General features: G+C 41.9%; 20 protein-coding genes and 2 pseudogenes. 12 read left to right on the top strand and 10 right to left on the bottom strand.

Translation table 11 applies throughout. The annotated features are described in order from the left end of the window. The first annotated feature begins 7 nt into the window (after nt 1-7). The 5 genes from OCV24_RS17815 (at nt 8) to acnA (ending at nt 7,308) form a co-directional block, all read left to right on the top strand. On the top strand, nt 8-793 hold the full coding sequence (locus OCV24_RS17815) for an ABC transporter ATP-binding protein (protein ID WP_046225152.1): 786 nt from the start codon (nt 8-10) through the stop codon (nt 791-793). Continuing rightward, complete coding sequence (locus OCV24_RS17810) at nt 784-1,707, top strand: iron-siderophore ABC transporter substrate-binding protein (protein WP_150877395.1); 924 nt, start codon at nt 784-786, stop codon at nt 1,705-1,707. Before OCV24_RS17815 ends, OCV24_RS17810 begins: the two co-directional genes overlap by 10 nt. After that, nucleotides 1,704-3,671, top strand: a complete 1,968-nt coding sequence (gene fhuB, locus OCV24_RS17805) for a Fe(3+)-hydroxamate ABC transporter permease FhuB (RefSeq protein WP_150877396.1) — start codon at nt 1,704-1,706, stop codon at nt 3,669-3,671. Before OCV24_RS17810 ends, fhuB begins: the two co-directional genes overlap by 4 nt. 210 nt (nt 3,672-3,881) lie before the next feature. Further along, nucleotides 3,882-4,280, top strand: coding sequence for a DUF2061 domain-containing protein (locus tag OCV24_RS17800; protein ID WP_017058062.1), 399 nt, complete (start codon nt 3,882-3,884; stop codon nt 4,278-4,280). Between the two features lie 271 nt (nt 4,281-4,551). Next, a complete protein-coding gene (gene acnA / locus OCV24_RS17795) occupies nt 4,552-7,308 on the top strand; it encodes an aconitate hydratase AcnA (protein WP_150877398.1) in 2,757 nt (918 codons plus the stop codon). 343 nt (nt 7,309-7,651) lie between these two features. Here acnA and OCV24_RS17790 read toward each other — a convergent pair whose 3' ends face one another. The 3 genes from OCV24_RS17790 to hemB all read right to left on the bottom strand — a co-directional run bounded on the left by OCV24_RS17790 (nt 7,652) and on the right by hemB (nt 10,098). Beyond that, nucleotides 7,652-7,903, bottom strand: a complete 252-nt coding sequence (locus OCV24_RS17790) for a hypothetical protein (RefSeq protein WP_017058059.1) — start codon at nt 7,901-7,903, stop codon at nt 7,652-7,654. A gap of 495 nt (nt 7,904-8,398) precedes the next feature. Beyond that, a complete protein-coding gene (locus OCV24_RS17785) occupies nt 8,399-9,022 on the bottom strand; it encodes a DJ-1/PfpI family protein (RefSeq protein WP_137007919.1) in 624 nt (207 codons plus the stop codon). A 146-nt stretch (nt 9,023-9,168) separates the two neighbouring features. After that, nucleotides 9,169-10,098: a porphobilinogen synthase gene (gene hemB, locus OCV24_RS17780; RefSeq protein ID WP_239930068.1), complete on the bottom strand. Its 930-nt coding sequence runs from the start codon at nt 10,096-10,098 to the stop codon at nt 9,169-9,171. A gap of 340 nt (nt 10,099-10,438) precedes the next feature. On the opposite strand from hemB, the pseudogene OCV24_RS17775 reads away from it, so the two are divergent. Next, a pseudogene (locus OCV24_RS17775) lies at nt 10,439-10,539 on the top strand (IS5/IS1182 family transposase); the annotation flags it as partial. A gap of 474 nt (nt 10,540-11,013) precedes the next feature. Next, nucleotides 11,014-11,358, top strand: coding sequence for a hypothetical protein (locus OCV24_RS17770; protein ID WP_137007917.1), 345 nt, complete (start codon nt 11,014-11,016; stop codon nt 11,356-11,358). Between the two features lie 270 nt (nt 11,359-11,628). On the opposite strand, the gene OCV24_RS17765 is transcribed toward OCV24_RS17770, so the two are convergent. From OCV24_RS17765 to OCV24_RS17750, 4 genes are all read right to left on the bottom strand, one after another. Further along, nucleotides 11,629-11,991 (bottom strand): hypothetical protein, encoded by a 363-nt coding sequence (locus OCV24_RS17765; RefSeq protein ID WP_150877402.1) that lies wholly within the window; start codon nt 11,989-11,991, stop codon nt 11,629-11,631. A gap of 426 nt (nt 11,992-12,417) precedes the next feature. Continuing rightward, a complete protein-coding gene (locus tag OCV24_RS17760) occupies nt 12,418-12,915 on the bottom strand; it encodes a DUF4865 family protein (protein ID WP_058118984.1) in 498 nt (165 codons plus the stop codon). Then, nucleotides 12,912-13,316: a tautomerase family protein gene (locus OCV24_RS17755; protein WP_086962218.1), complete on the bottom strand. Its 405-nt coding sequence runs from the start codon at nt 13,314-13,316 to the stop codon at nt 12,912-12,914. The genes OCV24_RS17760 and OCV24_RS17755 overlap by 4 nt, the downstream gene beginning before the upstream one ends. Continuing rightward, nucleotides 13,316-13,642, bottom strand: coding sequence for a carboxymuconolactone decarboxylase family protein (locus OCV24_RS17750; protein ID WP_086962216.1), 327 nt, complete (start codon nt 13,640-13,642; stop codon nt 13,316-13,318). Before OCV24_RS17750 ends, OCV24_RS17755 begins: the two co-directional genes overlap by 1 nt. Before the next feature lie 106 nt (nt 13,643-13,748). Here OCV24_RS17750 and OCV24_RS17745 point away from each other — a divergent pair, with 106 nt between their 5' ends. Next, nucleotides 13,749-14,618, top strand: coding sequence for a LysR substrate-binding domain-containing protein (locus OCV24_RS17745; protein ID WP_086962214.1), 870 nt, complete (start codon nt 13,749-13,751; stop codon nt 14,616-14,618). A 186-nt stretch (nt 14,619-14,804) separates the two neighbouring features. Here the strand turns inward: OCV24_RS17745 and OCV24_RS17740 are convergent, their stop codons facing one another. After that, nucleotides 14,805-15,347: a cysteine hydrolase family protein gene (locus OCV24_RS17740; RefSeq protein ID WP_029627226.1), complete on the bottom strand. Its 543-nt coding sequence runs from the start codon at nt 15,345-15,347 to the stop codon at nt 14,805-14,807. Nucleotides 15,348-15,436: 89 nt separating this feature from the next. Between OCV24_RS17740 and OCV24_RS17735 the strand changes: the two genes are divergently transcribed. Continuing rightward, entirely contained in the window at nt 15,437-16,348 is a 912-nt protein-coding gene (locus OCV24_RS17735) for a GlxA family transcriptional regulator (RefSeq protein WP_150877404.1), read from the top strand. Between the two features lie 344 nt (nt 16,349-16,692). Here OCV24_RS17735 and OCV24_RS17730 read toward each other — a convergent pair. Both OCV24_RS17730 and OCV24_RS17725 read right to left on the bottom strand, forming a co-directional pair. Further along, nucleotides 16,693-19,082: pseudogene (locus tag OCV24_RS17730) on the bottom strand (putative bifunctional diguanylate cyclase/phosphodiesterase). Next, on the bottom strand, nt 19,079-20,131 hold the full coding sequence (locus OCV24_RS17725) for an extracellular solute-binding protein (RefSeq protein WP_150877406.1): 1,053 nt from the start codon (nt 20,129-20,131) through the stop codon (nt 19,079-19,081). Before OCV24_RS17725 ends, OCV24_RS17730 begins: the two are co-directional and overlap by 4 nt. A 561-nt stretch (nt 20,132-20,692) precedes the next feature. On the opposite strand from OCV24_RS17725, the gene OCV24_RS17720 reads away from it, so the two are divergent. The 3 genes from OCV24_RS17720 (at nt 20,693) to OCV24_RS17710 (ending at nt 22,801) form a co-directional block, all read left to right on the top strand. Further along, nucleotides 20,693-21,154, top strand: a complete 462-nt coding sequence (locus OCV24_RS17720) for a carboxymuconolactone decarboxylase family protein (protein ID WP_150877408.1) — start codon at nt 20,693-20,695, stop codon at nt 21,152-21,154. Nucleotides 21,155-21,267: 113 nt separating this feature from the next. Further along, the gene (locus OCV24_RS17715; RefSeq protein WP_150877410.1) at nt 21,268-21,999 is read left to right on the top strand and encodes an AraC family transcriptional regulator; all 732 of its coding nucleotides are present in this window, start codon (nt 21,268-21,270) and stop codon (nt 21,997-21,999) included. A 535-nt stretch (nt 22,000-22,534) separates the two neighbouring features. Next, nucleotides 22,535-22,801: a DUF3081 domain-containing protein gene (locus OCV24_RS17710; protein ID WP_017058047.1), complete on the top strand. Its 267-nt coding sequence runs from the start codon at nt 22,535-22,537 to the stop codon at nt 22,799-22,801. The last annotated feature ends 130 nt before the right edge of the window (nt 22,802-22,931 follow it).

The raw sequence follows: 22,931 nt of genomic DNA, 5'->3' as shown, positions 1-22,931 counted from the left end.
TAAATTTATGTACCAACTCTCTGATATTAAAGTTTGCCGCGGTGGACGTACCATTTTTCAGGTCGATGACTTATCAATTCCAACTGACAAACTCACCATCGTGCTTGGCCACAATGGTTCGGGTAAATCGACACTGGTTAACCTTCTTTCTGGCCAAATGGCCACTGACGAAGGGATAGTGACAGTAGACGGCAGCATTCTTACCGATTACAAAACCAAAGAGCGAGCGAAGAAGATCGCTTATTTGCCACAGAAACTACCTGCATCGGCAGGCCTAACTGTACGTGAGTTAGTCAAATTAGGCCGCTTTCCTTGGCGTGGTGCCTTGGGACGTTGGAACAGCGAAGATACCTCTATTATTGAATCAGCTATGGAACGGACGGGGATAACACAATTTGCCGACACCTTAGCTGACCAATTATCGGGTGGTGAACGCCAACGCGCTTGGGTCTCGATGCTTCTTGCACAACAATCGCCAATACTTATCTTAGATGAGCCAACATCGGCTTTAGACGTCCATCACCAGTTTCAACTCATGCAATTATTGTCGGAACTCAACAGAACTGAAAATGTCGGTATCATTGTGATCCTGCACGATCTTAACCTCGCGCTTCGCTATGCCACTCATATTGTTGCATTAAAACAGGGCCAAATTGCGTTTGAGGGGCCTGCTGATATCTTGCTGGATGAACAACGTCTTTCCAACTTATACGAATCATCGATTCAGTTGATTGACCACCCAGCGCCGGGCAATAGCGTAGCGAGTCAAAAGGTTGCGGTCGTATGCGCCTGATTAATGTTCACCTTCGTCTAGTTATCATCGTGGTTTCGTTGTTGCTCTCATTTTTCAGCCATGCTGCTGAGATGATTGAAAACCAAGTCAGTTCACATCCTTTTGCCGAAACGCCAAAGCGAGTTGTGGTTCTCAATTGGGATCTCCTTGAGCAAGTATTGGCACTAGGTGTCACGCCAGTGGGCGCACCGGAGCTTGCGAGTTATCGACTTTGGGTGGTAAAACCTGAAGCACCGAAAGAGATTACCGATATTGGTTCGCGCTCTGAGCCCAACTTAGAGCTGATTGCTAATCTCAAACCCGATGTGATTTTCGCGGCGTTACCACAACAAGATATTTTGCCGATTTTGGAGCAAATTGCGCCAGTGGTTTACCTGCCCAATTTCACTGAAAAAGAAAATGCCGCCAACACTGCAATAGCGCACTTTACAACCATTGGTAAGCTACTCGACAAAAAGGACATCGCAGAACAACAGCTAGCAGAGATGGAAGTGGAACTCTCTAAATTGAAGCAGAAGCTCGCCCCCTACTACGCACCAAACACCAACTTGGTCGTGATGCGGTTCTCTACATTGAATTCTGTATTCTTGTATTCAAATAACTCATCGACACAGTACGTGGTGTCAAAGCTTGGCTTTAATAACCCAATTCCCGTTGAGCCGAGAGCCTGGGGAATTCAACAAACTCGCATCAACACGTTGCAACAAGCAGGAGAGAGTTATGTTCTGTATATGAAGCCCTTTCCTCAAGAAGAAAAATTGCAAAATGCCCGCCTATGGCAATCTCTACCTTTCGTGAAACAAGGCAGAGTCAATTCAGTGCGATCTGTGTGGAACTATGGCGGAGCAATGTCATTGCTTTATTTAGCTGAAGCCATTACAGACAGCTTAATTGAGCTGGCGGAGGACAAATGAACATCAAATTAGTCTCCTCTTCCTTAATGGCACTTGTTTGCTTCGCGATTTTCAGCCTACAGATTGATACATCACTCGCATTTAGCCAGCAATTCAGCTTAATCATGACACCAAGTTCTGCCACCAGCTTTGATGAGATCTTCTTTATTGACTCCCAACTCCCACGTCTAGCCATGGCGATATTAGTAGGTTCGATGCTTGGGCTGGTCGGAAGCTTAATGCAACAACTGACACAGAATAACCTCACCTCACCGCTCACCCTAGGCAGTTCATCCGGTGCATGGCTAGCGCTTGTTGTAATGAATGTTTGGTTTGTCGATTACGTTGCAGATTACTCAGCATTGGCTGCCATGATCGGTGCATTAATGGCGTTTGGGCTGATTGTGACAATTGTCGGGCTCAAGAATATGACGGGGCTTCCTTTGGTGGTTTCTGGAATGGTCATTAATATTTTGCTCGGTTCAGTCGCTGCAGCAATTGTGGTACTCAATGCTCAATTTGCCCAAAACGTATTCATGTGGGGCGCAGGCGATCTTACCCAATACAGTTGGGATTGGTTCGAATGGTTGCTGCCGAAGACGGGTATTGCGCTCGTTTTATTCCTCATTGCCCCAAGAATTCTGACATTACTTCGCCTTGGCCAAGAAGGCGCAACAGCAAGGGGGCTACCCGTAGTTCCTGCTTTTACCTTGCTAATGGTAATGGGTATTTGGTTGGTTTCAGCCTCAATTACCGCCGTTGGTATCATTAGCTTTATTGGCTTACTCACACCAAATATTGCCCGAGCGTTAGGGGCGAGAACACCACGACAGCAACTGCTATCAAGTGCTGTACTTGGCGCTGGGTTACTTATCTTTACCGACACGCTAGCCATGCTACTGACGTTTTGGTTTGAAGAAACGATTCCTAGCGGAGTGACAGCAGCGGCGATTGGTGCACCGGCGCTCATTTGGTTTAGCCGTAAATCTTTGCACGCACAGGATCAAGTCAATCTCTCGATGGGCGAAGGCAAAAATCGCATCTCAAGATCAACGATTGGGCTTATCCTATCCGCTTGTTTGATCGGCGGCTTGCTTTATATTTTCGCGACTACGACTTCAAATGGGTTGATGCTGTCTTCTCCAAATGAATATCAATGGCAGCTTCGCTGGCCTCGACTCATAACCGTAATATCAGTAGGTTTAGCGCTGTCGGTCTCTGGTGTGATCTTACAGCGCTTAGTCTATAACCCTTTGGCAAGCCCTGATATTTTAGGGGTCTCCTCTGGCGCTACCTTTGCTATTGTCACCACAACTCTGTTTGTTGGAAGTGCATGGTCCGGTTCTGAGTGGATGGTTGCATTCCTAGGCAGTGTAACGGTGCTTATTGCGTTACTTCTACTAGGAAAAAAACACAACTTTAATCCGTCTAACTTCATTTTGTCTGGTATTGCACTTACTGCAATGCTTGAAGCTTTCATCCAGTTCTCACTTGCTAAGGGAACGGGCGATAGTTACAAAACACTACTATGGCTAACCGGATCTAGTTACCGCGTAACGCAAGAACAAGCCATGCTGTTACTTACCGCTAGTGCGGCATTAGTGTTAATCGTACTGATGTTATCACGCTGGTTAACTGTGATTGCTATTGGCCGTCAGTTTGCCAACGCTCGCGGCTTGAATGCTAACCTAGTAAATGTAGTCGGTCTCTCTTTGGTAGCATTACTGTGTGCTTTCTCGACCGCAACAATGGGACCGGTAGCGTTTGTCGGCCTTGTTGCCCCTCATATGGCAATGATGCTCGGCGCAAAGAAAGCGACTCCGCAACTGCTCACCGGAGGAATCATTGGAATTACGTTCATGATTTGGGCTGATTGGCTTGGGCAAGTAGCGATATACCCATTTAATATGGCTGCCGGCACATTAGTATCAATAATGGGAAGTGGATACTTCTTATTACTAATGATGAAGAGTCGTTTTAGGTAACAAGCCGTATGTGAATCATTGGCTATACGATTCCATGTAAACCAATAAGGGCAAAATACTTGCCCTTACCTTGTTTAATACTCACTGATCTATTTCTAACTCTTGATTGTCAAAACCTATCACTACCATAGAATCAATCCACTTCCTTAAATGCGAATAATTATCGATAATAATTATATCAACTCAGATGAATCGCTTTAGGATAATACGATGATCAAGACAATCACTTTTGCAGCTATTCACTTTACCATTGCAACCTTGGTCGCTTTTAGTTTAACAGGCGACTTCCTACTCGGTAGTTTGATTGCCATGGTCGAACCTTCAGTTAATACGGGTGCTTTCTATCTACATGAAAAAATTTGGCAAAAAGTCGCCTTTCTAAAGCGCCGAGAATCCATGACTCAAGTGAAAACAGCCAGCTTTGCCACCATTCACTTTAGCGTTGCGTTTACGGTAACTTATGCATTAACAGGCGATGCTTTCCTCGGTGGTTTAATGGCAACAATAGAACCTGCAATAAACTCTGTGGCTTACTTCTTCCATGAAAAAGTATGGTTACGCAGAAGCCAGAATGCCGATTATATCAATAGAAATGTTGTCGCTGGATAGGAAGTATGAGGTATGTCGCCAGAGGCATGCTCCACGGTTCATGGCTTTTTGCAACTGTCTCTATTTAGCACAAAATCTTACTCGTGACATTCGTCAATCATCTCAACTTGATTTCAGCGAAACATCGACGTTGCTCCGGATCTTCAATAGAACGACCTACATTTTTCCTAAAGTTTGTCATACTAAATTATGAACGCGTCTGTTGGTCAATCAACAAGGCTGGCATGCTCACAAAGAGTCGTATCACGCACAGCATTATAGGAGGCACTTCATGCCAAGCGAACAATGGAGTAAAGACAGCTTGAATACACTTTCAGTTATAACTGTGGGCGGTCGGCACTATCACTATTACAGCCTGATAAAAGCCGAAAGCACATTGGGCGATCTAAGCCAGTTACCTTTTTGTCTGAAAGTCCTGCTGGAAAACCTTTTGCGTAATGAAGACTCTTTTGCGGTCACTCAAACGCATATAAATGCCATGGCTGAGTGGCTCAAATCGCGCAGGTCTGATACCGAGATCCCATTTCGACCAGCTCGAGTTCTCATGCAAGATTTTACTGGCGTTCCAAGCGTAGTGGATCTGGCAGCGATGCGGGAAGCGGTGCGGCTGTCAGGTAAAGATCCTGCATTAGTTAACCCTTTAACCCCTGTTGACTTAGTGATTGACCACTCGGTAATGGTTGATCATTTTGGTGATACTTCATCCTTCAAAGATAACGTCAGTATTGAAATGCAACGAAATCAAGAACGTTATGAATTTTTAAGATGGGGGCAACAAGCTTTTGATAACTTCCGCGTGGTTCCTCCAGGAACGGGGATCTGCCACCAAGTGAACCTAGAGTATCTGGGTAAGACCATCTGGTATAAAGAATTCGACGGAAAAACGATTGCCTACCCTGATACGCTTGTAGGGACCGATTCACATACAACAATGATTAATGGCTTAGGCATTTTAGGTTGGGGAGTGGGCGGCATCGAAGCTGAGGCCGCCATGCTAGGCCAACCAGTTTCTATGCTTATCCCGGAGGTGGTCGGCTTCAAAATTACCGGAAAATTGCGTGAAGGCATAAATGCAACCGACCTTGTACTCACCGTGACTGAGATGTTACGCAAAAAAGGGGTCGTTGGTAAATTTGTCGAGTTCTATGGGGATGGGTTGAAAGATATGCCCGTAGCCGACCGAGCAACAATTGCCAATATGGCGCCTGAATATGGCGCAACATGTGGCTTCTTTCCGGTCGATGAGCAAACATTAAAATATCTAGAGCTTACCGGTCGAGAAGCCTCTCAGATAGCTTTAGTCGAGGCTTACTCCAAAGCTCAAGGGTTGTGGCGCGAGCCAAATCATGAACCGATTTACACTGACCACCTAGAACTTGATATGGATAAAGTGGAAGCAAGTGTCGCCGGGCCTAAACGACCCCAGGATCGCGTGACTCTTAAAAATATTAAGTCAGCATTCGACCTTTTCATGAAAACAACTGAAGTGACACCACAGGAAAAAGATAAGAAAATTAAACGAAACAAAGATAAGAACAGTACCGACAATAACGCTCAACGGATAACCAACGCTAATTTAGATATCGACAGCGTGAAAACGCATCTGATGCCCGGTTCGGTGGTCATTGCAGCAATCACCTCCTGTACTAACACATCGAACCCGAGCGTCATGATCGCCGCTGGGCTGCTAGCCCAAAAAGCAGTAAAAAGAGGATTGCAAACCAAGCCTTGGGTTAAGACATCTCTTGCTCCGGGATCCAAGGTCGTCACCGATTACTTAAAAGTCACAGGACTTCAGGAAAGCTTAGACCAACTGGGGTTTAACTTGGTGGGTTATGGGTGCACCACTTGTATTGGTAACTCCGGTCCTTTGCCGCCTGTCGTAGAAAAGGCCATTATAGATAACGATCTTACCGTCGCTTCAATGCTTTCAGGGAATCGTAACTTTGAAGGCCGGGTTCATCCTCTGGTGAAAACTAACTGGCTGGCCTCGCCACCATTGGTGGTCGCGTACGCACTTGCAGGCAATGTGCGGCTTGACCTAACTAAAGACCCTTTATGTATTGATGCTAATGGAGATAACGTCTATCTCAAGGATCTCTGGCCAACTCAGCAAGAAATCGATGAAGCCATGCTGCGCGTAAAAACCGAGATGTTTCTTAAGGAATACGGCGAAGTGTTTGAAGGTGATGACAACTGGAAAGCGCTTAAAGCGTCGGAAAGTAAAGTCTACACTTGGTCCGATAACTCGACCTATATTCAACAGCCACCATTTTTCGTCGGCATGCAAACACAACCCGACGCGATTGAGAATATAAAAAATGCGAGCATATTAGCGCTACTGGGTGACTCGGTTACGACCGATCATATCTCTCCAGCAGGTTCATTCAAACCAGACACTCCAGCAGGTATATACTTGCAATCTCATGGTGTGGAGCCTGCAGATTTCAATTCTTATGGCTCACGACGAGGAAACCATGAAGTCATGATGAGAGGAACCTTTGCCAACGTGCGGATCCGAAATGAAATGCTGCAGAATGTAGAAGGCGGCTATACCACGTATATACCCACCGGTGAGCAAATGACGATTTACGATGCTGCCATGAAGTATCAGGAAAATAACACCCCTTTGGTTGTGATAGCCGGGAAAGAGTATGGAACAGGATCGAGCCGAGATTGGGCAGCAAAAGGCACCCGCTTGTTAGGTGTGAAGGCAGTAGTGGCCGAGTCTTATGAACGAATTCACCGTTCCAATCTCATCGGTATGGGCGTTATACCGTTACAGTTCCCACAAGGCACCGACAGGCTAAGCCTTGGGCTCTGTGGCAAAGAAACCATAAGCATAGAAGGTCTATCAGGAGAAATTCACCCCGGGCAGACATACACCATGATTATAAACTATCCCGATGGCACGAATAAGCGCTGCAATCTGTTATCGCGTATCGACACGAGCACTGAAGCTACCTACTTCAAACATGGTGGTATTTTGCATTATGTGGTTCGGGAAATGCTAAAAGAAAAATCATAGCAAGTTAAGTCGGCTTATCTGGAATGCAGTGCCTACTGAGGCTTGAAGATGAGCCGTTTCCTTGCTTGAGGAATAGAACTTGGTGCAATATGCCCACCAACTAAACCAGAAGACGCAAAATTGAAACCTAGAGCATACCCTCAAGCCAATTGCTTGAGGGTATTTTTAGAAGTGCCTGATGATCACAAACGGGTAAAGATTCTTCCTATGAAGGTTCTGGGCAAAGTTTCTCAGGTCTTTCACTAATCTAGCAAATCATCGATAACCACATATATTGCAAAGGAAGTTGCGTCGAGCTAGCGCTTGATTTAGGTGCTCATGGAGTACAGTTACGTTAAATGGTTCAAAATTCACCTTTTAAAACTACATACATCATCAAAGCATTAAGTAGCACACTAAAAAAAATGACTGCAAAAAGTTTTTGAGACCATTTCTTTTCAATTTTTTTTATCTTTGCCACCAAGAAAGACTTAGATACGACGTTACAGTCACTTATTGCTTGGTTTATTCCCATGGCAATGGCTGACGCTTTTTTCTCAGGAACACCAGACTCAACAAGACGCTTACTCAATGTAGGAACATCAACAACAATCATATGTCTCAACCTTTTTTCTTAGTAAATTATCTACCTTAAGGTACCAGAAAGCGCCAAAAGACCAAGCATCTTAATTTCACATCAACAATCAGTGTCACTATTTCTATTATGTAAAACCTGCGATTTAGTTATCAAAAACAGCCTCTACCGCCCCCTCAAACGCTCTTAGTGAAGGTTTCAGACACTTAATCACCATGATTTGTAATATTCTAAAAGCGATTTGCAGGATAAAAATCGGCATGTTCATTTGAAGCAAGAATCTCACGATGGTACCCATTTATCATGTGTAATGAAATTTTGGTGTCATATGAGCTGTATTTGGGGGAATTCGTCTATCCTGCGAACACGCACTTATGGAGGACAATGTTAAAGGGGCATTTTCTAGCTCGAAAATGCCACGCATAAAAATTCAGCCTATGAATATTTTGGACATAAATAACTTAGGGGGATTATCCTCAATTATTTATAGCTGGTTAGAAAAATATATTGATTGCCTTAAGCGCTGGTGTTCGAAGTTGCTAACTCAGCAGATTGAATAGTTGTTGAAATTAGCTCTTCAAATAAGTCTAATTGCCCTGCGGGCATTAACTGATCTTGTATGCTTTGACGTTTATTTGAATCAAACAGCCTTTCTGCTACCCAACCAACTAGGTATATCACTGAAAGACAGCCTCCAGCTGTAGCTATATTGCCTTCAATAACGAGAGGTAAATCTTGAACATCTCCTCCCATGTTCTCCAGCGCAGCTTTCGCATGAGGATTAGTCGTTAATTTTTTATCTTTCAGCAACCCAAGCTCGTGTAAGACAAAAGACCCTGCACATATAGAACCAATCAATTGTTTTTTAGGGTTAAGTTTTAAAGCTGACATGAAGTTTTCGTCTTTCAGTACCGCTGGAATTCCGCGATAACCACTAGTAATTAAAACAACATCTTGCTCTTTAACCTCAGATATATGGCCTTCAGTCTTTACCGAAATTCCGAGTTGCGAGTTATGCTCAGCCTTAGTGCCTAATATTCTCACATCCCAGCTATCAGTTGTTCTACCAAGCAAGTCATACATAAGAAAGAAATCTACATCAGTAAAATCATCAAATAAAACAATACCAACTTTATACATAATCCCTTTATCCTTTTCATCGCACCACCAATGAGCGACATAATACAAATCTGCTTTTACGTATTTATAGTGTATTATCTCAACATTAAACTAGAGAAGTCATACAATCTAAATTATTGATAAAAATTAATTTTTACATTTTTTAGCTAAACCTCACAGCTCAACCATTGGGCGTATTGTTTTGTGTAATAGCTAATAATTAAATCTGCACCAGCCCGCTTTAATCCAGTAAAAGTCTCGTTCACCACCAACTTTTCATCGAGTGCGCCAGCAAGGGCCGCAAATTTTATACTCGCATACTCCCCACCGACCTGATAAGCAGCTAGAGGTAAATGAGTTTCTTGTCTTAAACGGGAGAGTACATCTAAATAAGGGGTGCCAGGTTTAACCATAAGGATATCAGCTCCTTCAGCTTCATCAAGAGACGCTTCAAGTAAAGCTTGTCGACCATTAGCATAGTCAAGCTGGTAGCCCTTCCTGTCACCGTTGAGATCACAATCTACAGCCGCTCTAAATGGCCCATAAAACGAAGAAGCAAACTTTGCAGAGTGCGCTAAAATCCCAACATCTTGATACCCGGCGGCATCAAGAGCCCAACGAATCGCTTTTACTTGACCGTCCATCATTGCTGATGGAGCTAACATATCAGCACCTGCTCTAGCTGCTGTTAAAGATTGCTTAACCAAGTTTTCAACCGTAAGGTCGTTGCACACTTTGCCATCATGCATGACGCCGCAATGCCCATGCTCAGTATACTCACAGAAACAGATGTCCGGAATGACCATCATCTCAGGCACGGCGGACTTTATCACTTTAATCATGCGTGCAAGCAAGCCATCGTCATTCCAAGTGTCGCTTCCTTGTGCATCTTTTGTATGGGATATTCCAAAAGGCATCACATAACGTATACCTAAAGAATGTAGTTCTCGAACTTCATCCGCTAAGAGGCACTCAGGGATTCTACTTATACCAGGGAGTGTAGAAATGGGTACTGCTTGTTCTATGCCCTCTTCAACAAATATAGGATGAATTAAATCACATAACTGTACGTGATTCTCTCGTAATAAATCTCGCATGGCTTCGGAGCTACGCAGACGTCTAAGGCGTCGTATTGGTGAAACATTCAAAATATCATTTCCTAATGTAAGTTTTTCTCGATGCTGTGATTAACTAACGAAAATTTATGAAATATCGTTAGAAACAACTATGCTGATTTAAGCGAAGAAGTGTAAATTTTACATTTTTGACCTTTAACGCAAATTCAGTCAACTGTTTGAGAAGAGCATTGACTGGCATTATTGTGTGCTTCTTGATGGGTTCGCGCAAGTTTCTCGAATAAATGGGCTTTGCGTAATTATGTGCAACTCAACCCACAACCTACGCTGAACAGCTACGTCCACTATCTCTCGTAGCCTCCTGCTTAAACCTCGTTACTAAAAATCAACTGGAAGCAATACAATCAATCACTCATTAACCGTGGCTATCTGACCTTTTGGATTAATGAAGAAGCGATAAGTGCCAGTGGTCTAATTCGGTGATCTTCAGGTGACCGACCTGTTGAAGCTAACAATCTTGGGGGCACTTTCGAGCTAGAAAATGCCACGCGTTGCGAATCACTCTAAATGCTTTGTTATGTGCTAATTTAATGTAGCCCACTTGTTATTTAGTACCTTATAACTTGAACTAATTCGTAGCATTGTTGGTGACGTTGTGCTGTCTGTAGGCAGAGGAAAAATCACATCGTATACCGCAACTTCTACTGGCTCCATTTGGTTTGCCTTCATGTACTCTTCAGCAGCCCCGTCCTCAACCTCTTTACGATCGTTAGAGTCAGAAGCCCTAACGTGAAGAAACTTCTCTGATCTACTAAGACCTTTGAAACATCTTTCTTTATTGAATACTCCAACAAAACTGCAGTTTCAATTAATTTTTCTTTCTAAAACATCGTGTTAAAGTAGCCAATTATACAACTAATATCCTTTGAGGATGAAATGAAAATATTTGTTATTCTGGGTTTAATTGCAGTAGCGTTCTACTTTTACACCAGTGGCGATGAAGCCAAAATTAATAATCTTAGATCTGTAGAGTTCAGCGCCAAAAATAGGATTCTGACGATAGCAATAGATGATGATAGAGACTTGCAAACAAAAATCAGAATGGACGATAAAATCGAAGAAGCAGTGTTCCTTAATCAGCTGATTGATAAAGGCAAATCAATCTACGTCGACGGTAACTATCTTTACCAAAGCCGATGCCAACACGTTCAATTAGAATGGCAAAAAGGTGAATTGTTCTTACCTAAACACTACAAGGTACTTTTGAATGAGGCCTGTTAAATGTTAAAAAAGGTTGTTAACCAAAGCTATATGCTGTTCTGAGCGGGCTTTGATATGAATGATTTTCTAGGTAAGTTAGCGTAGGATTCAGAACATCATTTGGATCTTTCTTTAATTTGGTTATCAATTTCTTGTATGGCAATTGCACGACCAACTTCGAGAATCCATCGAAGCATACTCTTTGGACCACCGGCAACTGCGTACTCTAGGCTAGCATTCAAAAACGCTTCTAGAAGGCTCAAAGCTTCGGATGCCTTAAGAGTACACTCATTACATGTGATAGTAAGTATTAGCTACTTCATCGTTAAATCTAAAGCCTGAAGGCGGTCTAAATACAGTACAGTTGTTGCTATACATATTACGATTCCCGATCTTACGGAATAGCTCCATAAAGCGCAAAAACTTTGCTTCTGCCTCTTCAGGGGATACATTACCTGAAACTACACTCTTAGCTTTCACCATCTCTACTTTTTCAGTAAAGCTAGTACCAATCACATCATCGTATTTCAGATCATTTAAGCCTACTTCTTGAGTCAGCGCACCAAAGGCAATACGGCTGTTTAATTCATGCGCCTTATTGAACTGAATTTCAGATAGGTCATTTTTAGCGGTTTTCAAAGCTTCTTCGAACATTTTGATTCCTTACTTTTGTGGGTTAAGTTGCTCTAGAAAGTTAAAACCAATTACGTTGAGATTTTCAATAGATACTGTGTATAAAAAAAAGCACCTAAGCTGTGCATGCACACAGTGGTTTTGTAAAGAAAAAATGGGCTTTGTTGTACTGTTTCCAGTTAATTGTTTTGTAACGAGGTTTCGGCATAAGACTACAATGATTAACTGATGTAGCCGATCAGATCGTAACTTCCTGATTGAGTTGCATCGAATTACGCAACAAAGCCGTTTTATTGAGCAAGAACTTTGCTCTGAATTGTTTTGGGGCACTTTCGAGCTAGAAAGTGCCACGAGTCAAAATTCAGGTCTATGAAGCATCTGGCCAAAAGTGTGTTTTGGCTTAGTTCAAAACACACTTAATTATGTTAGTGAACCTAATGCATCTCATTACTCAATATCATTTTGACCATGAGCAACATACCCCACAGAGTAAACTTCACCGCTACTATCATCAATACCTTCTGAGCTACTCAACCACGTTAAACCGAGCGTTTCCCACGAGATATAATCTAAGCCGTGTACATCTGTATGTTGACTGACTTTATTATGAATACACGCAAGAGAATGGTGCGAATCAGGAACCGTTGGCTCGTCGTCAACGAACCAAATATCAACCTTTGGGCGACCGAATTGTTCGCAAAGAGCTTTGAATCCATCACTTTGGAGAAATAAGACCATTGCGTGATGATCTCTCCAAACATAAAACGGGGCGTAGCTATTCATCTGATTTTCATAACTTTTAGCGTCTTTACGCGAATATAGATAGGCCTTAAAAATTAACCCTGGGAACCCATCTAATAAGTGACCTTTTTCCTTGATACGAGCTTCTATTTTTTCCATAGGATAATCAGACGGGAGAACGATTTTATATTGCATTGCTATCACTGTATTATCTCCATTTCATCTTTCCATGACTGACCAGAGGAAAAAGACCAGTCTTCTGGGCCATTGAATTGAACAATGATCATAATATCTTCTTTACGAATGGGGGTTTTGGCCTGAAGTTGCTCACACAACGCTTTGTACAAGGCTCGCTTTTGTTCATGGTCACGTGATTTTCCAGCGAATATGTGAAACAAAATTCCAGATTCACTACGACTTTGAGCCAGATTTGGATAATTCGAATTAAAAACCTTTTGCTGTGGGGTATGAATGTCGAATATTTGAAAACAGTCTCCATTCGGTACTGCAAAATAAGCTTCTAAACATTGCTGTAGAATATATGATATTTGATGCTTATAGTTTTCAAATAACTCATTACCTATAGAAATTCGTGTCATTGGCATTAGTCATTCCTCTCGTGGTCCATCTCATCTAACCGCTCAAGTGCAGAAGCCGTTACAGGCCAACCGGCATAAAAAGCAAGATGAGTCATTGTTGCACTCAGTTCTTTTACTGTCAGTCCGTTGCTGAATGCCCGAGCTAAATGACCCGGTAGTTGTTCCACACGATTTAAGACCACTAACGCGGTGATGGTTATCAGACTTCTATCACGAGTGCTCAGACTCTCATCACGCCATATCTGTCCAAATAAGATATCTTCCGTAACTTTATGAAATTGTGGAGCAATTTCAGCAAACAGTTTCATTAAGTATTGTTCTTTTGTATCCATATATTTCCCCTGTTTTTTCGTCTACTGGAAAAGAATAAGTTGATTTTTTAATATAAAAAATCAAAACTATTTTGATATATAGTTTTAATTTTCAGGATAGTTGAACATGCGGAGTCTGGATTTAGATGCCTTACGATGTTTTGTCTTAGGAATTGAGTTAGGCAGCTTTGCAGCTGCAGCTGAACGAATTAATCGTTCACCTTCTGCGGCCAGTGCCCAGTTAAAAAAGCTCGAACAGCAGTGCAACACACCATTAGTGACCAAAATCGGCCGCCATCTAGAGCCGACTGAAGCAGGTGAAATTATTCTGGCTTATGCCCGTCGCATGCTTCAGTTAAATGACGAAGCTCTAAACCAGTTAGTGGAAAATTCATTGACGGGGAAAGTGGTTTTTGGCTTACAAGAAGATTTTAGTGACGTACTATTGCCTCAGTTGCTAGGTGTATTCTCTCGCTCACATCCAAATTTACAATTGCAATCCATTGTTGGACGCCATCAGGAGTTGATGGATGGCATTCAATCTGGTGAGTTAGACTTTTCATTGGGCTGGAGAGGTGAAAAATCGGCGTCATATAGTGAACTTCTGGCAGAATTACCACTGTACTGGTATGGGCCAGCAAATAAATATCTTAAAGAATCCATTAATATTTCTAAACCTGTACCACTAGTCATGCTTGATGGTTCTTGCATTATCAGACAACAAGCCATAGCAGCATTAGATCGCGAGGGGATTCCATGGAAAATTACCTTTGTTGGCCGAAGTCTGAGTAACTTATGGAGCGCTGTTGATGCCGGCTTAGGAGTTACGGTTCGCTCTTCTTTCAGTCACCCGGATACTATTAGTAAGTTGGATGGTTTGCCGGTCCTTGGAAAACTTAGGTTGTGCCTCGATCGTAATCAATATAAGTTAGAAAAAGTACAGGAACAGTTGTATGACGAATTAAAACAACAGCTTACACTCTATATCAAAAAGTAAAGTGATTGAATTGCTGCCAGAATTGTGGACACAAAAGTCCACACTATGAGCAAGCCTGAGTCAGATTGAATCATTAGGTAAACTAATCCAAAATCACGTTAATTCGATGTGAATGAGTATTTGCTCTAACAAGCTTTGGGGCAGAAGTAAGCTAGCTTTTTACACGCTAGCTTACCCATATTATGCTTACCTGCTAATAATGTCTTCACTACTTACAATATTAGCGATACTTGATACTTCCGCGAGCGCGGTTAAATGTACTTCTTTGGCAGGAATGATATGTTCGAAAATAGATAAATCGCATGTTGCACAGGCATCATGAGCAATCGTTGTATTTAACCCATACTCTAGGGCTGCTCGTGCGGTACTACTAATGCACATGTGTGTCATCATACCGGCTAATACAACATGAGTAATACCCAGCTCATCTAACACTTCGCTTAGCTCTGTTCCCGCAAATGAATTTGGGTAGTTTTTGGTGATAATACGCTCCCCATGTTTAGGCTCAACACTAGAATGAATCTTTTGCCCGTGCGTTCCTTCAAGCATAAATTTCAATTTTGGTCTCGCAGCTAGGTGCTGAATATGAATGATAGGCTTCTGTGATTCACGGTAGAAAGTCAATAGCTCCTTTGCTTTGTTTGCCACAGTCATAGGGTTGTTCAAAGGCATGGCACCACCTTCAAAGTAATCATTTTGAATATCTATAATAATTAGTGCTTGGTTCATAGTCATTATTCTCCTTGATTTGAGATTAACGACTTTACTCCGATCATTAGAACGATATAATGTCCAAATTTGACATATAAAGGTCATATATGGACAATAAAAAAATAGCAGTCACCGTTCTTGTTACTGAGCACGCGATGCGCTCTGCTATAGCGGGGATAGAAGACATTTTATCGATTGCCAATCATGTGAATAGTCATCCACTTTTTGATGTCACGGTTACGCTACCTGGGCAGATCAACATCGCTGATACTCCAGATCTAGTGTTCATTCCTCCTAGCAATCTCGGCTCATTAAAACGGTATGATGAAAAGATACTTAAAGCACTTAAGCACTGGTACTCACAAGGCTCAACATTGGCTGCAAATTGCGCAAGCGTTTTTTGGTTAGCCCATGCAAAACTTCTCAACCAACGAGCAGTGACAACTCATTGGAAATTATGCGACCAGCTTGCTATTGATTTTCCAGAAGTGTTGGAGGTTAAACAACATGAGATGGTTGTTGATGAGGGCCGAATTATTACCGGTTCCGGCTTGTTCGCATTTCAGGACTTAACACTGCACGTCATTGCCCGTCATGGTGGTTATGAACTCGCCAAAGAGGTTGCTGATATTTGCCTGTTAGATTTTACCGGGCGACTGCAGGCTCATTATGAACGATTTATGCCTGATTATACCCACGGCAATAAGATCGTTCTGAAAGCACAAAAATATTGCGAACACACTCCATTAAACGAGCAAAGCAATCATGCAATGGCTGAGCTTTGTTATGTCAGTGAACGAACGTTGACGCGGTTATTTAAAAAGGTATTAGGTTTAACCCCTCAGCAATACAGGCTGCGTTACAAGATGGATATCGCCAAGCGCGAACTGAACATAAATAAACTCACCATCGAACAAGTGGCTTTTATGACTGGGTACAATGATGTCAGCAATTTTACGCGTGTCTTTAAAAAGGTCGTAGGGATCAGCCCCAATCAATACCGTTCACGTTTTTTATAACTTATTTTCGGACAGATCTGAGCTAGCAGGCACTTTGAGAGAAAAGTGCCACGAGTCAAAATTCAGGTCTACGAAGCCTCTGGACAGATGTGAGTCAGCGACTTTGCTAAATTAATAGAATACGGATTAGATATAGTATCGAAAACACCGCTTTACTGAAGTTGGCTCGCCTCAAATAGAGGTACATCTGGCTTTTTATCGTTACCCATGTCAAAGCTCATGATAACAATTCTAATCAGGAGGCTAAATTAATCAGGCCACAACATACAGCCATCAATCGAGCGGGCAGAGTAATATGTCATTCTAAGGCGCAGAACTAGACCATATTCTATGGTGTCAAATATTTAACTGTATTCAGGCAAACTCCTCTCTTCCATGCTGCGATAAAATCATCTTCTTTTAAGGGCTTAGATAGCAAGAACCCTTGTACTTCCTGACATCCTTTGCTTCGAACGTAATCTAACTGACTCACAGTTTCTACGCCTTCTGCAATTATATTGAGGTCGTAAATTTTGGCCATTTCTATGATCACTTCAATAAGCTGTTTGTCTGTTGATTCAGAGTCAATTGCGTTAACAAACATACGGTCGATCTTAAGCGTATCAATAGGATAATTTATCAGTTGACTAAAGGCCGTATAGCCGGTGCCAAAATCGTCAAGAGAAACCTTCACTCCAAGTTCTTTCAACGCCTTCAGTCTCTCTATATTTTGTTCATCACCGGGTATAAAGCAGGTTTCGGTGATTTCCATTTCAACCATGTGGGCTGGAATCTCATAGCGTGTCAGTAACCCAGAAAGTACATTGACAAAGTCGGAATTAGAGAGTTGCCAAGATGAGAAGTTAATCGCTAATGTACCATCAAAATCCAGCTCTTCTATCCAGACGGACAGTTTTTGAAGAGCATTTTCAAAAACCCAATAATCAATATGTTTAATTAAGCCTGACAATTCTGCTACAGGTATAAAATCCGCTGGCCCGTAGGAGAGTAGAGCCTCGTGGCTCGTTCGGATTAGAACTTCTGCACCTTTTATCTTACCTTTTTCGATATCATAAACAGGCATATAGGTTAGATAGAACTCGTTAGATTTAATCGCATCTTTCAAGTCTTCATTAATTTGAGTATGACGCTTTATTTCTCTATCCATCTCTTTTGAATAGAATTGATAATGGTTTCTTCCCGCGACATTTTTGCAGGCATACATCGCTGAATCAGCATTGTTAACCAGTTCGGTGACAGACTTAGCATCATCAGGGTAAACAGAAATACCGACACTGACCCCAATATCAAATTGAGTACCATCCACTTCGAAGCCGTCCTCAAAGAGAGAGAGAATTCGATGGGAAAACTCGGTAAGTATATCTAAGTCGTCCAATCCACCAACTATGATGGCAAACTCATCTCCAGATAGCCTGGCGAACTCAAACTCAGAGATAGTCAGACTCTCCCACTCAAAATCAACAAAGCTCTCGACAAGGCGTTCTGCAAACACTACGAATAAGTGGTCACCCACATGATGTCCGTACTTGTCATTTACGTGTTTAAAGTTATCAATATCAAAGTAGATAATGGCGCACTTTGTATCTGTTTCGGTGCAGTTATTCATTATACGCATGATATCTAAATTGAATTTTTTCCTATTTGGTAAGCCTGTCAGAGAGTCTCTTTTTGCCAGATCATCGAGATCAGTAATCAAATTAATGTACTTATTGGTAAGGATGGAGACTTCGTCGTTACTTTTGGAACGCTCTATGTAGACTAAGTCATCATAATTTACGGACTCCACGTTCTTAGTAAGTATCTCCACTGGCTTAATGATTTGTTTTACGATAAGCCACTTTAGTAGTAAGAAAGTGACAGCCGTTACTGACAAAACAATAACAGCGTAAAGAAGTTGAAAGGGCTTATACAACTCATTGAGATGTATTTGAGGTAGGCAAATTTTGATAGACCATAAGTCATGTATTAACTGAAAACCCAATTCATAGTCTGGCAGGGTAATATCTTTTATCTGTTCTTCGTTCCCCAGCGAGTACGACGTAGTATTAGGTCTAATTATCAGTTGAGCACCAGGATCAAGCTTACTTTTCACAGACTCTTGAAATTCATTGTAGTGCCTAATTTTGGAGCGAACCACTGCAGTAAGTAATGTCTGCCCATAAGAAAAAGTTGGGACAGTAAAACTCTGCTCGGGTGTAAATGTCTTTACAACTAAAAATTCAGGGCCTTCAACACCATCGTTCAGTTTGTAGGTAGAGGCATTAACTCGAGCCACACCTTTCAAGTCTAATTCTTGTTGAATCGCAGCAAGGTGATCCGTCACAACCGTATCAGCAGAGTATTTGGCAAATGGGTCCGACGTATTAAAGTAGATAAGTTCTTCGCCATTAATATCCACTAGAGCAAAGCTCTCGATCATACCGTGATTGAGCTTTAATTGATTAATATACCCCGCCAGTTCTTTCTCCGTGTAGTACTGAGCGGTGTCATCATATATTTCAATAAGATACTTTTGAATATAGTAGTTCTCTAGACTCATTCTAATCGCAAAATCGAGCTCTCTAAGCGCTTCATTAAGGTCATGAGAGATATGAGTAAGTTCGCTTTGTAATTGTTCCGATAGCGACGAGTTCAGTTGCATTTTTTGACTGGTGTACGAAAAAGCTCCAGCGATGGAGAAAATTACTACCATAACAGGGAGTAGAATATAATTGATCTTTAGAGACAGTTTCATTTGTTGGTTTTATATCTTTGGTTATGAATAACAAAGAGTATTTGGCTTCTCAGGTTTGAAGCTTCTTTGCTTAGTGTCTTATAGGTAAACGATGAACCGCTGTCTAATCGCTTTGGGAACAACTCTTCATCTAACAGATAATCATCAGATGCTAAGTCCAGGACGTGTCTGTTCGAACTTGCGAACCACACCTCTTCAGCATTTAATGCCGATCCTTCAGGTGTGTTAATAAAGTTAAGGAACTCTATTGACGCTTTGCTAATAGGCCTGTCTTTATGGACACTAAAGCATTCATGCCACATCAAAGTACCTTCTTGAGGAATGGTATAGATCCAATCATCTTGCTCTGTATACGACGCTATTTGTTCTTTTTCTCCTGAATAGATAACGGCAACTTCCATTTTAGAGCCCGATTTTGTGTCTAGGGCATAGCTAACCCCCGCTCTTATTACTAATAACTGTTCACGGACCTTCATCAACAGTTTGTACGCTTGAGCTAATTCGACTTCATTTTCGGTCATAGGATCAAATCCTAACGCCAATAATGCGATTGCAATGGTATCTACATCGTCATCAGGAATCACAACCGTTTGAGGGTGTTCTAATGCGTAGTCGAAAACGTCCATCCAAGAGGTTATACCTTCGGTAGCTCTTGAAGACCGAAAGGCGACCCCCATGGCACCATTAGAGTACGGAATTCCGTTAACTCCGCAAACTCTGCGAGACACCTCTGTAAAGTTTGCATTGCCTTCCTTCAAAGTATTAGACAAATCCCCTAATATGCCTGCTTTGCCCAGTTCGCCAATGGTTAGCCCATCAATGATAAACAAATCATAGGCTAGGGCTTTACCTGAATACACAACAGCATCACGCAACATTTCATTTTCAAAATAAACTTGAGAAACAGTATGACCGTACTGTTCTTCAAACTCTTCTATCAGAGTGTTAGAGATATAGTCTTCCCAAGTGAAAATCTTTAGCTCTTCAGCAAAACTCAAAGCTGACAAAAAAATAGAACTAGTTAAAGCAAAACAAGTTAAAAAACGCATCAGACACCTATTACTAATTGTTTTCTATGGAGTTTAACCATGACGTTAATTTTGGTCTTATTATATAAAATAATAGGTGTAATTATGCCTCACTAATAAATATATTAGTGAGGTGTATATTAGATTTTGTGCAAATAGTTGATTTGTGGGACTAGATAATTGAAAGTGTAAAATACCGTTAAGCATTATTTTTCATATGCATACTCTCTACTACAACATCACCAACTGGCAATTCCACGTCGATAGCTTGCCATGAGAAAAAGTATTGAAATTCCAGTAGCTCGATCTTCCACGGAGTAATTACGTTAACGCGGAAATGGACATTTTCGAGTTAGAAATGAGAGTGAATTTATGGCACTCCCGCCTTTCCAATATTAGACTTTAATATTCAGTATGAACTCTTATTACTGGCTTTCGTAACACCATCATAATTTGAGCCTGGTTACCTAGGGAGCTGAGAAAGTCTGAACCGAACGTTTACCTTTCCCAAACAAGTGTCGAAAATCTTCAATCTATTGCTAAGCGCGTTTTTTATTATGTGAAAAACACAGGAGAGAAACCATGCAAAAACGACTAAACTACATTGACATAGCGCCAAAGGCAATGAACATTCTGTATACTCAGGAAGCGTATTTCCATGAGCAATTTCGTCAGTCAGACACAATGAACATGACTATATGGGAACTGGTAAAGTTGCGTATTTCGCAAATCAATCAGTGTGCATTTTGTATCGACATGCACAGTAAAGATGCACTCAGACTGGGTGAAAAGCCTGAACGTATCTGGGGGCTTAGTGCGTGGAAAGACATGCATTTCTACAGCGATGCGGAACATGTTGCGCTGGGCTGGGCTGAGTTGCTGACGGCTGGTCTGCCAGTAAGTGATGATACCTATCAGCTCACCTTGAATACCTTTGGAGATAAAGCTACGGTCAACCTAACGATTGCAATCAATGCCATCAACAGTTGGAACCGAATAGTGAAAGCATTCAAGCCACAGGTGGGAGTGTACCAACCTAAATAACTTAACTCGGGCTAATCTAAGCCGTAATTCACTACTTACACCTCAACTCTATACTATAAAAAGTAAATAATACGACTTTATTATTTAAGTTGAGGCTAAATAGGACAATACGTTTGAATTTGGACTTTGATATTTTCAAACCACAGGGGATGTTAGCCGGCCATATTCAAGCAATCTGGTCGGTTTCTGTAGAACCTAACACGACACAAATCGTGCGTAGGCGATTACTCAGTGACGCCGGTACAGGAGTGATGTTCATTTTGCAAAATGAGGTGCAGATGGACGGCGAGTGGCAGGTACCGGGGGTTCTTCTACTACCAGTCAGCACCCTGGCGCGTCAGATCAGTCTGCCGCCTGGCACAGTGATGGCAGGTGTGCGTTTTCATCCGGCAGTCGATTATCAGTTGTTTGGTAAACGCCTAGAACGGCCGTTGCGGATTGAGGGCGATCACCCTCTTGCTTCTTCGGCGTTCCCGACATTTGTACTTCTGCAAGCAGCGCGTTCGCCATCGGCGAGAATTTCTGCGTTATACCGCTGGACCCAAGCTCTGATTGCAGAATGTGAACCTCAGGATGTCGGTCACATTATTCATCAGCAGATAGGGACGCTCAGCCAGCGCCAGAGAGAGCGTAAATTTCAGAAATGGCTGGGGATTACTCCTAAACATTACCAGCGTATCATACGGGTGAAGCAGACTTTAGAGCAGCTTCGAGCGCAGCCAGATATATTTTTGGCGGATCTGGCGCTGGAGCAAGGCTTTGCCGATCAGGCACACATGACGCGTGAATGTAAGCAGATTGCGCGCATGACGCCGAAACAGTTTGTGCGGGAAAGAAAGCCCTAGAAGGCATTAACTTTGAATATAGAATCACCATCTATGCCGCCCCTCCCCCACCCCCCCCTATTAGTTGGACAACCAATTATTGGAAGGATATTTATGTTCAAATATTTCGGATCACTTTCTATAGGCCAAACTCACATTGACAGGGGGGAATAGCCATTTACTCTAACTGACAATTGGGCATTTCCATCTCAGTGACTTTTCTAAATCAGTTTTATTAAGCGCTGTTCTACGAAGTTCCCCCTACGCTACCATACCTCCCTGCTCGTTATCTTTAGATCCAAGAGCCAGCGTCGTTATGCCTGTTTATGACATACGCTATATTTAAGGTGTATGGCAGAATAGTGGATAAACTAAAAAACGGCCCAATGTAGAAAAAATAAAGTGAATAGTCGGAAGTAGCACCTTGTTCAATTAAGAGGTGGGTTATATAAAACACATAGAGTTATTTTTGTGATCGGAATGTAGAATTAAGCCGTAATGATTTTAAATACAAGCACTTAATAAATTATCATTGAATACGTAGCTGGAGCGATATATGGACAACAAAATCACAACTAAAGAGTTTCTTCGAGTGTTTGATTATATTCGTTCATCTGGCAAGCAACTGGATAACCAATATCAATTGGGAGAAATTTCTGCTCGGCACGATTATGATGGCTACACTTGTTGGTTAAGCTATAAAGACGTAACAGTGACACTGATGTTCCACGGTTCATTGAAAATTGAATACGATAAGGCATCTAACTATGAAGACTTCATCAACCATTGCTTAGCAATACTCGCTAATAAATCTTTGCATTAAGTTTATTCCAACTTCAACTCAAGAAGGTTCTAGAAGCAAAGTGAATGACAATAAAACAAAGCCCCTGTTGAAGTTTCGATCAGAAATCAATTCAGTTCAGAGTTCAGGGGCTTTTCTATTCGAACTGACC

Source organism: Vibrio kanaloae, assembly GCF_024347535.1.
Classification (GTDB): domain Bacteria; phylum Pseudomonadota; class Gammaproteobacteria; order Enterobacterales; family Vibrionaceae; genus Vibrio; species Vibrio kanaloae.
The sequence above is the reverse complement of the archived record's forward strand: the minus strand, read 5'-3'. Positions and strand labels throughout refer to the sequence as shown.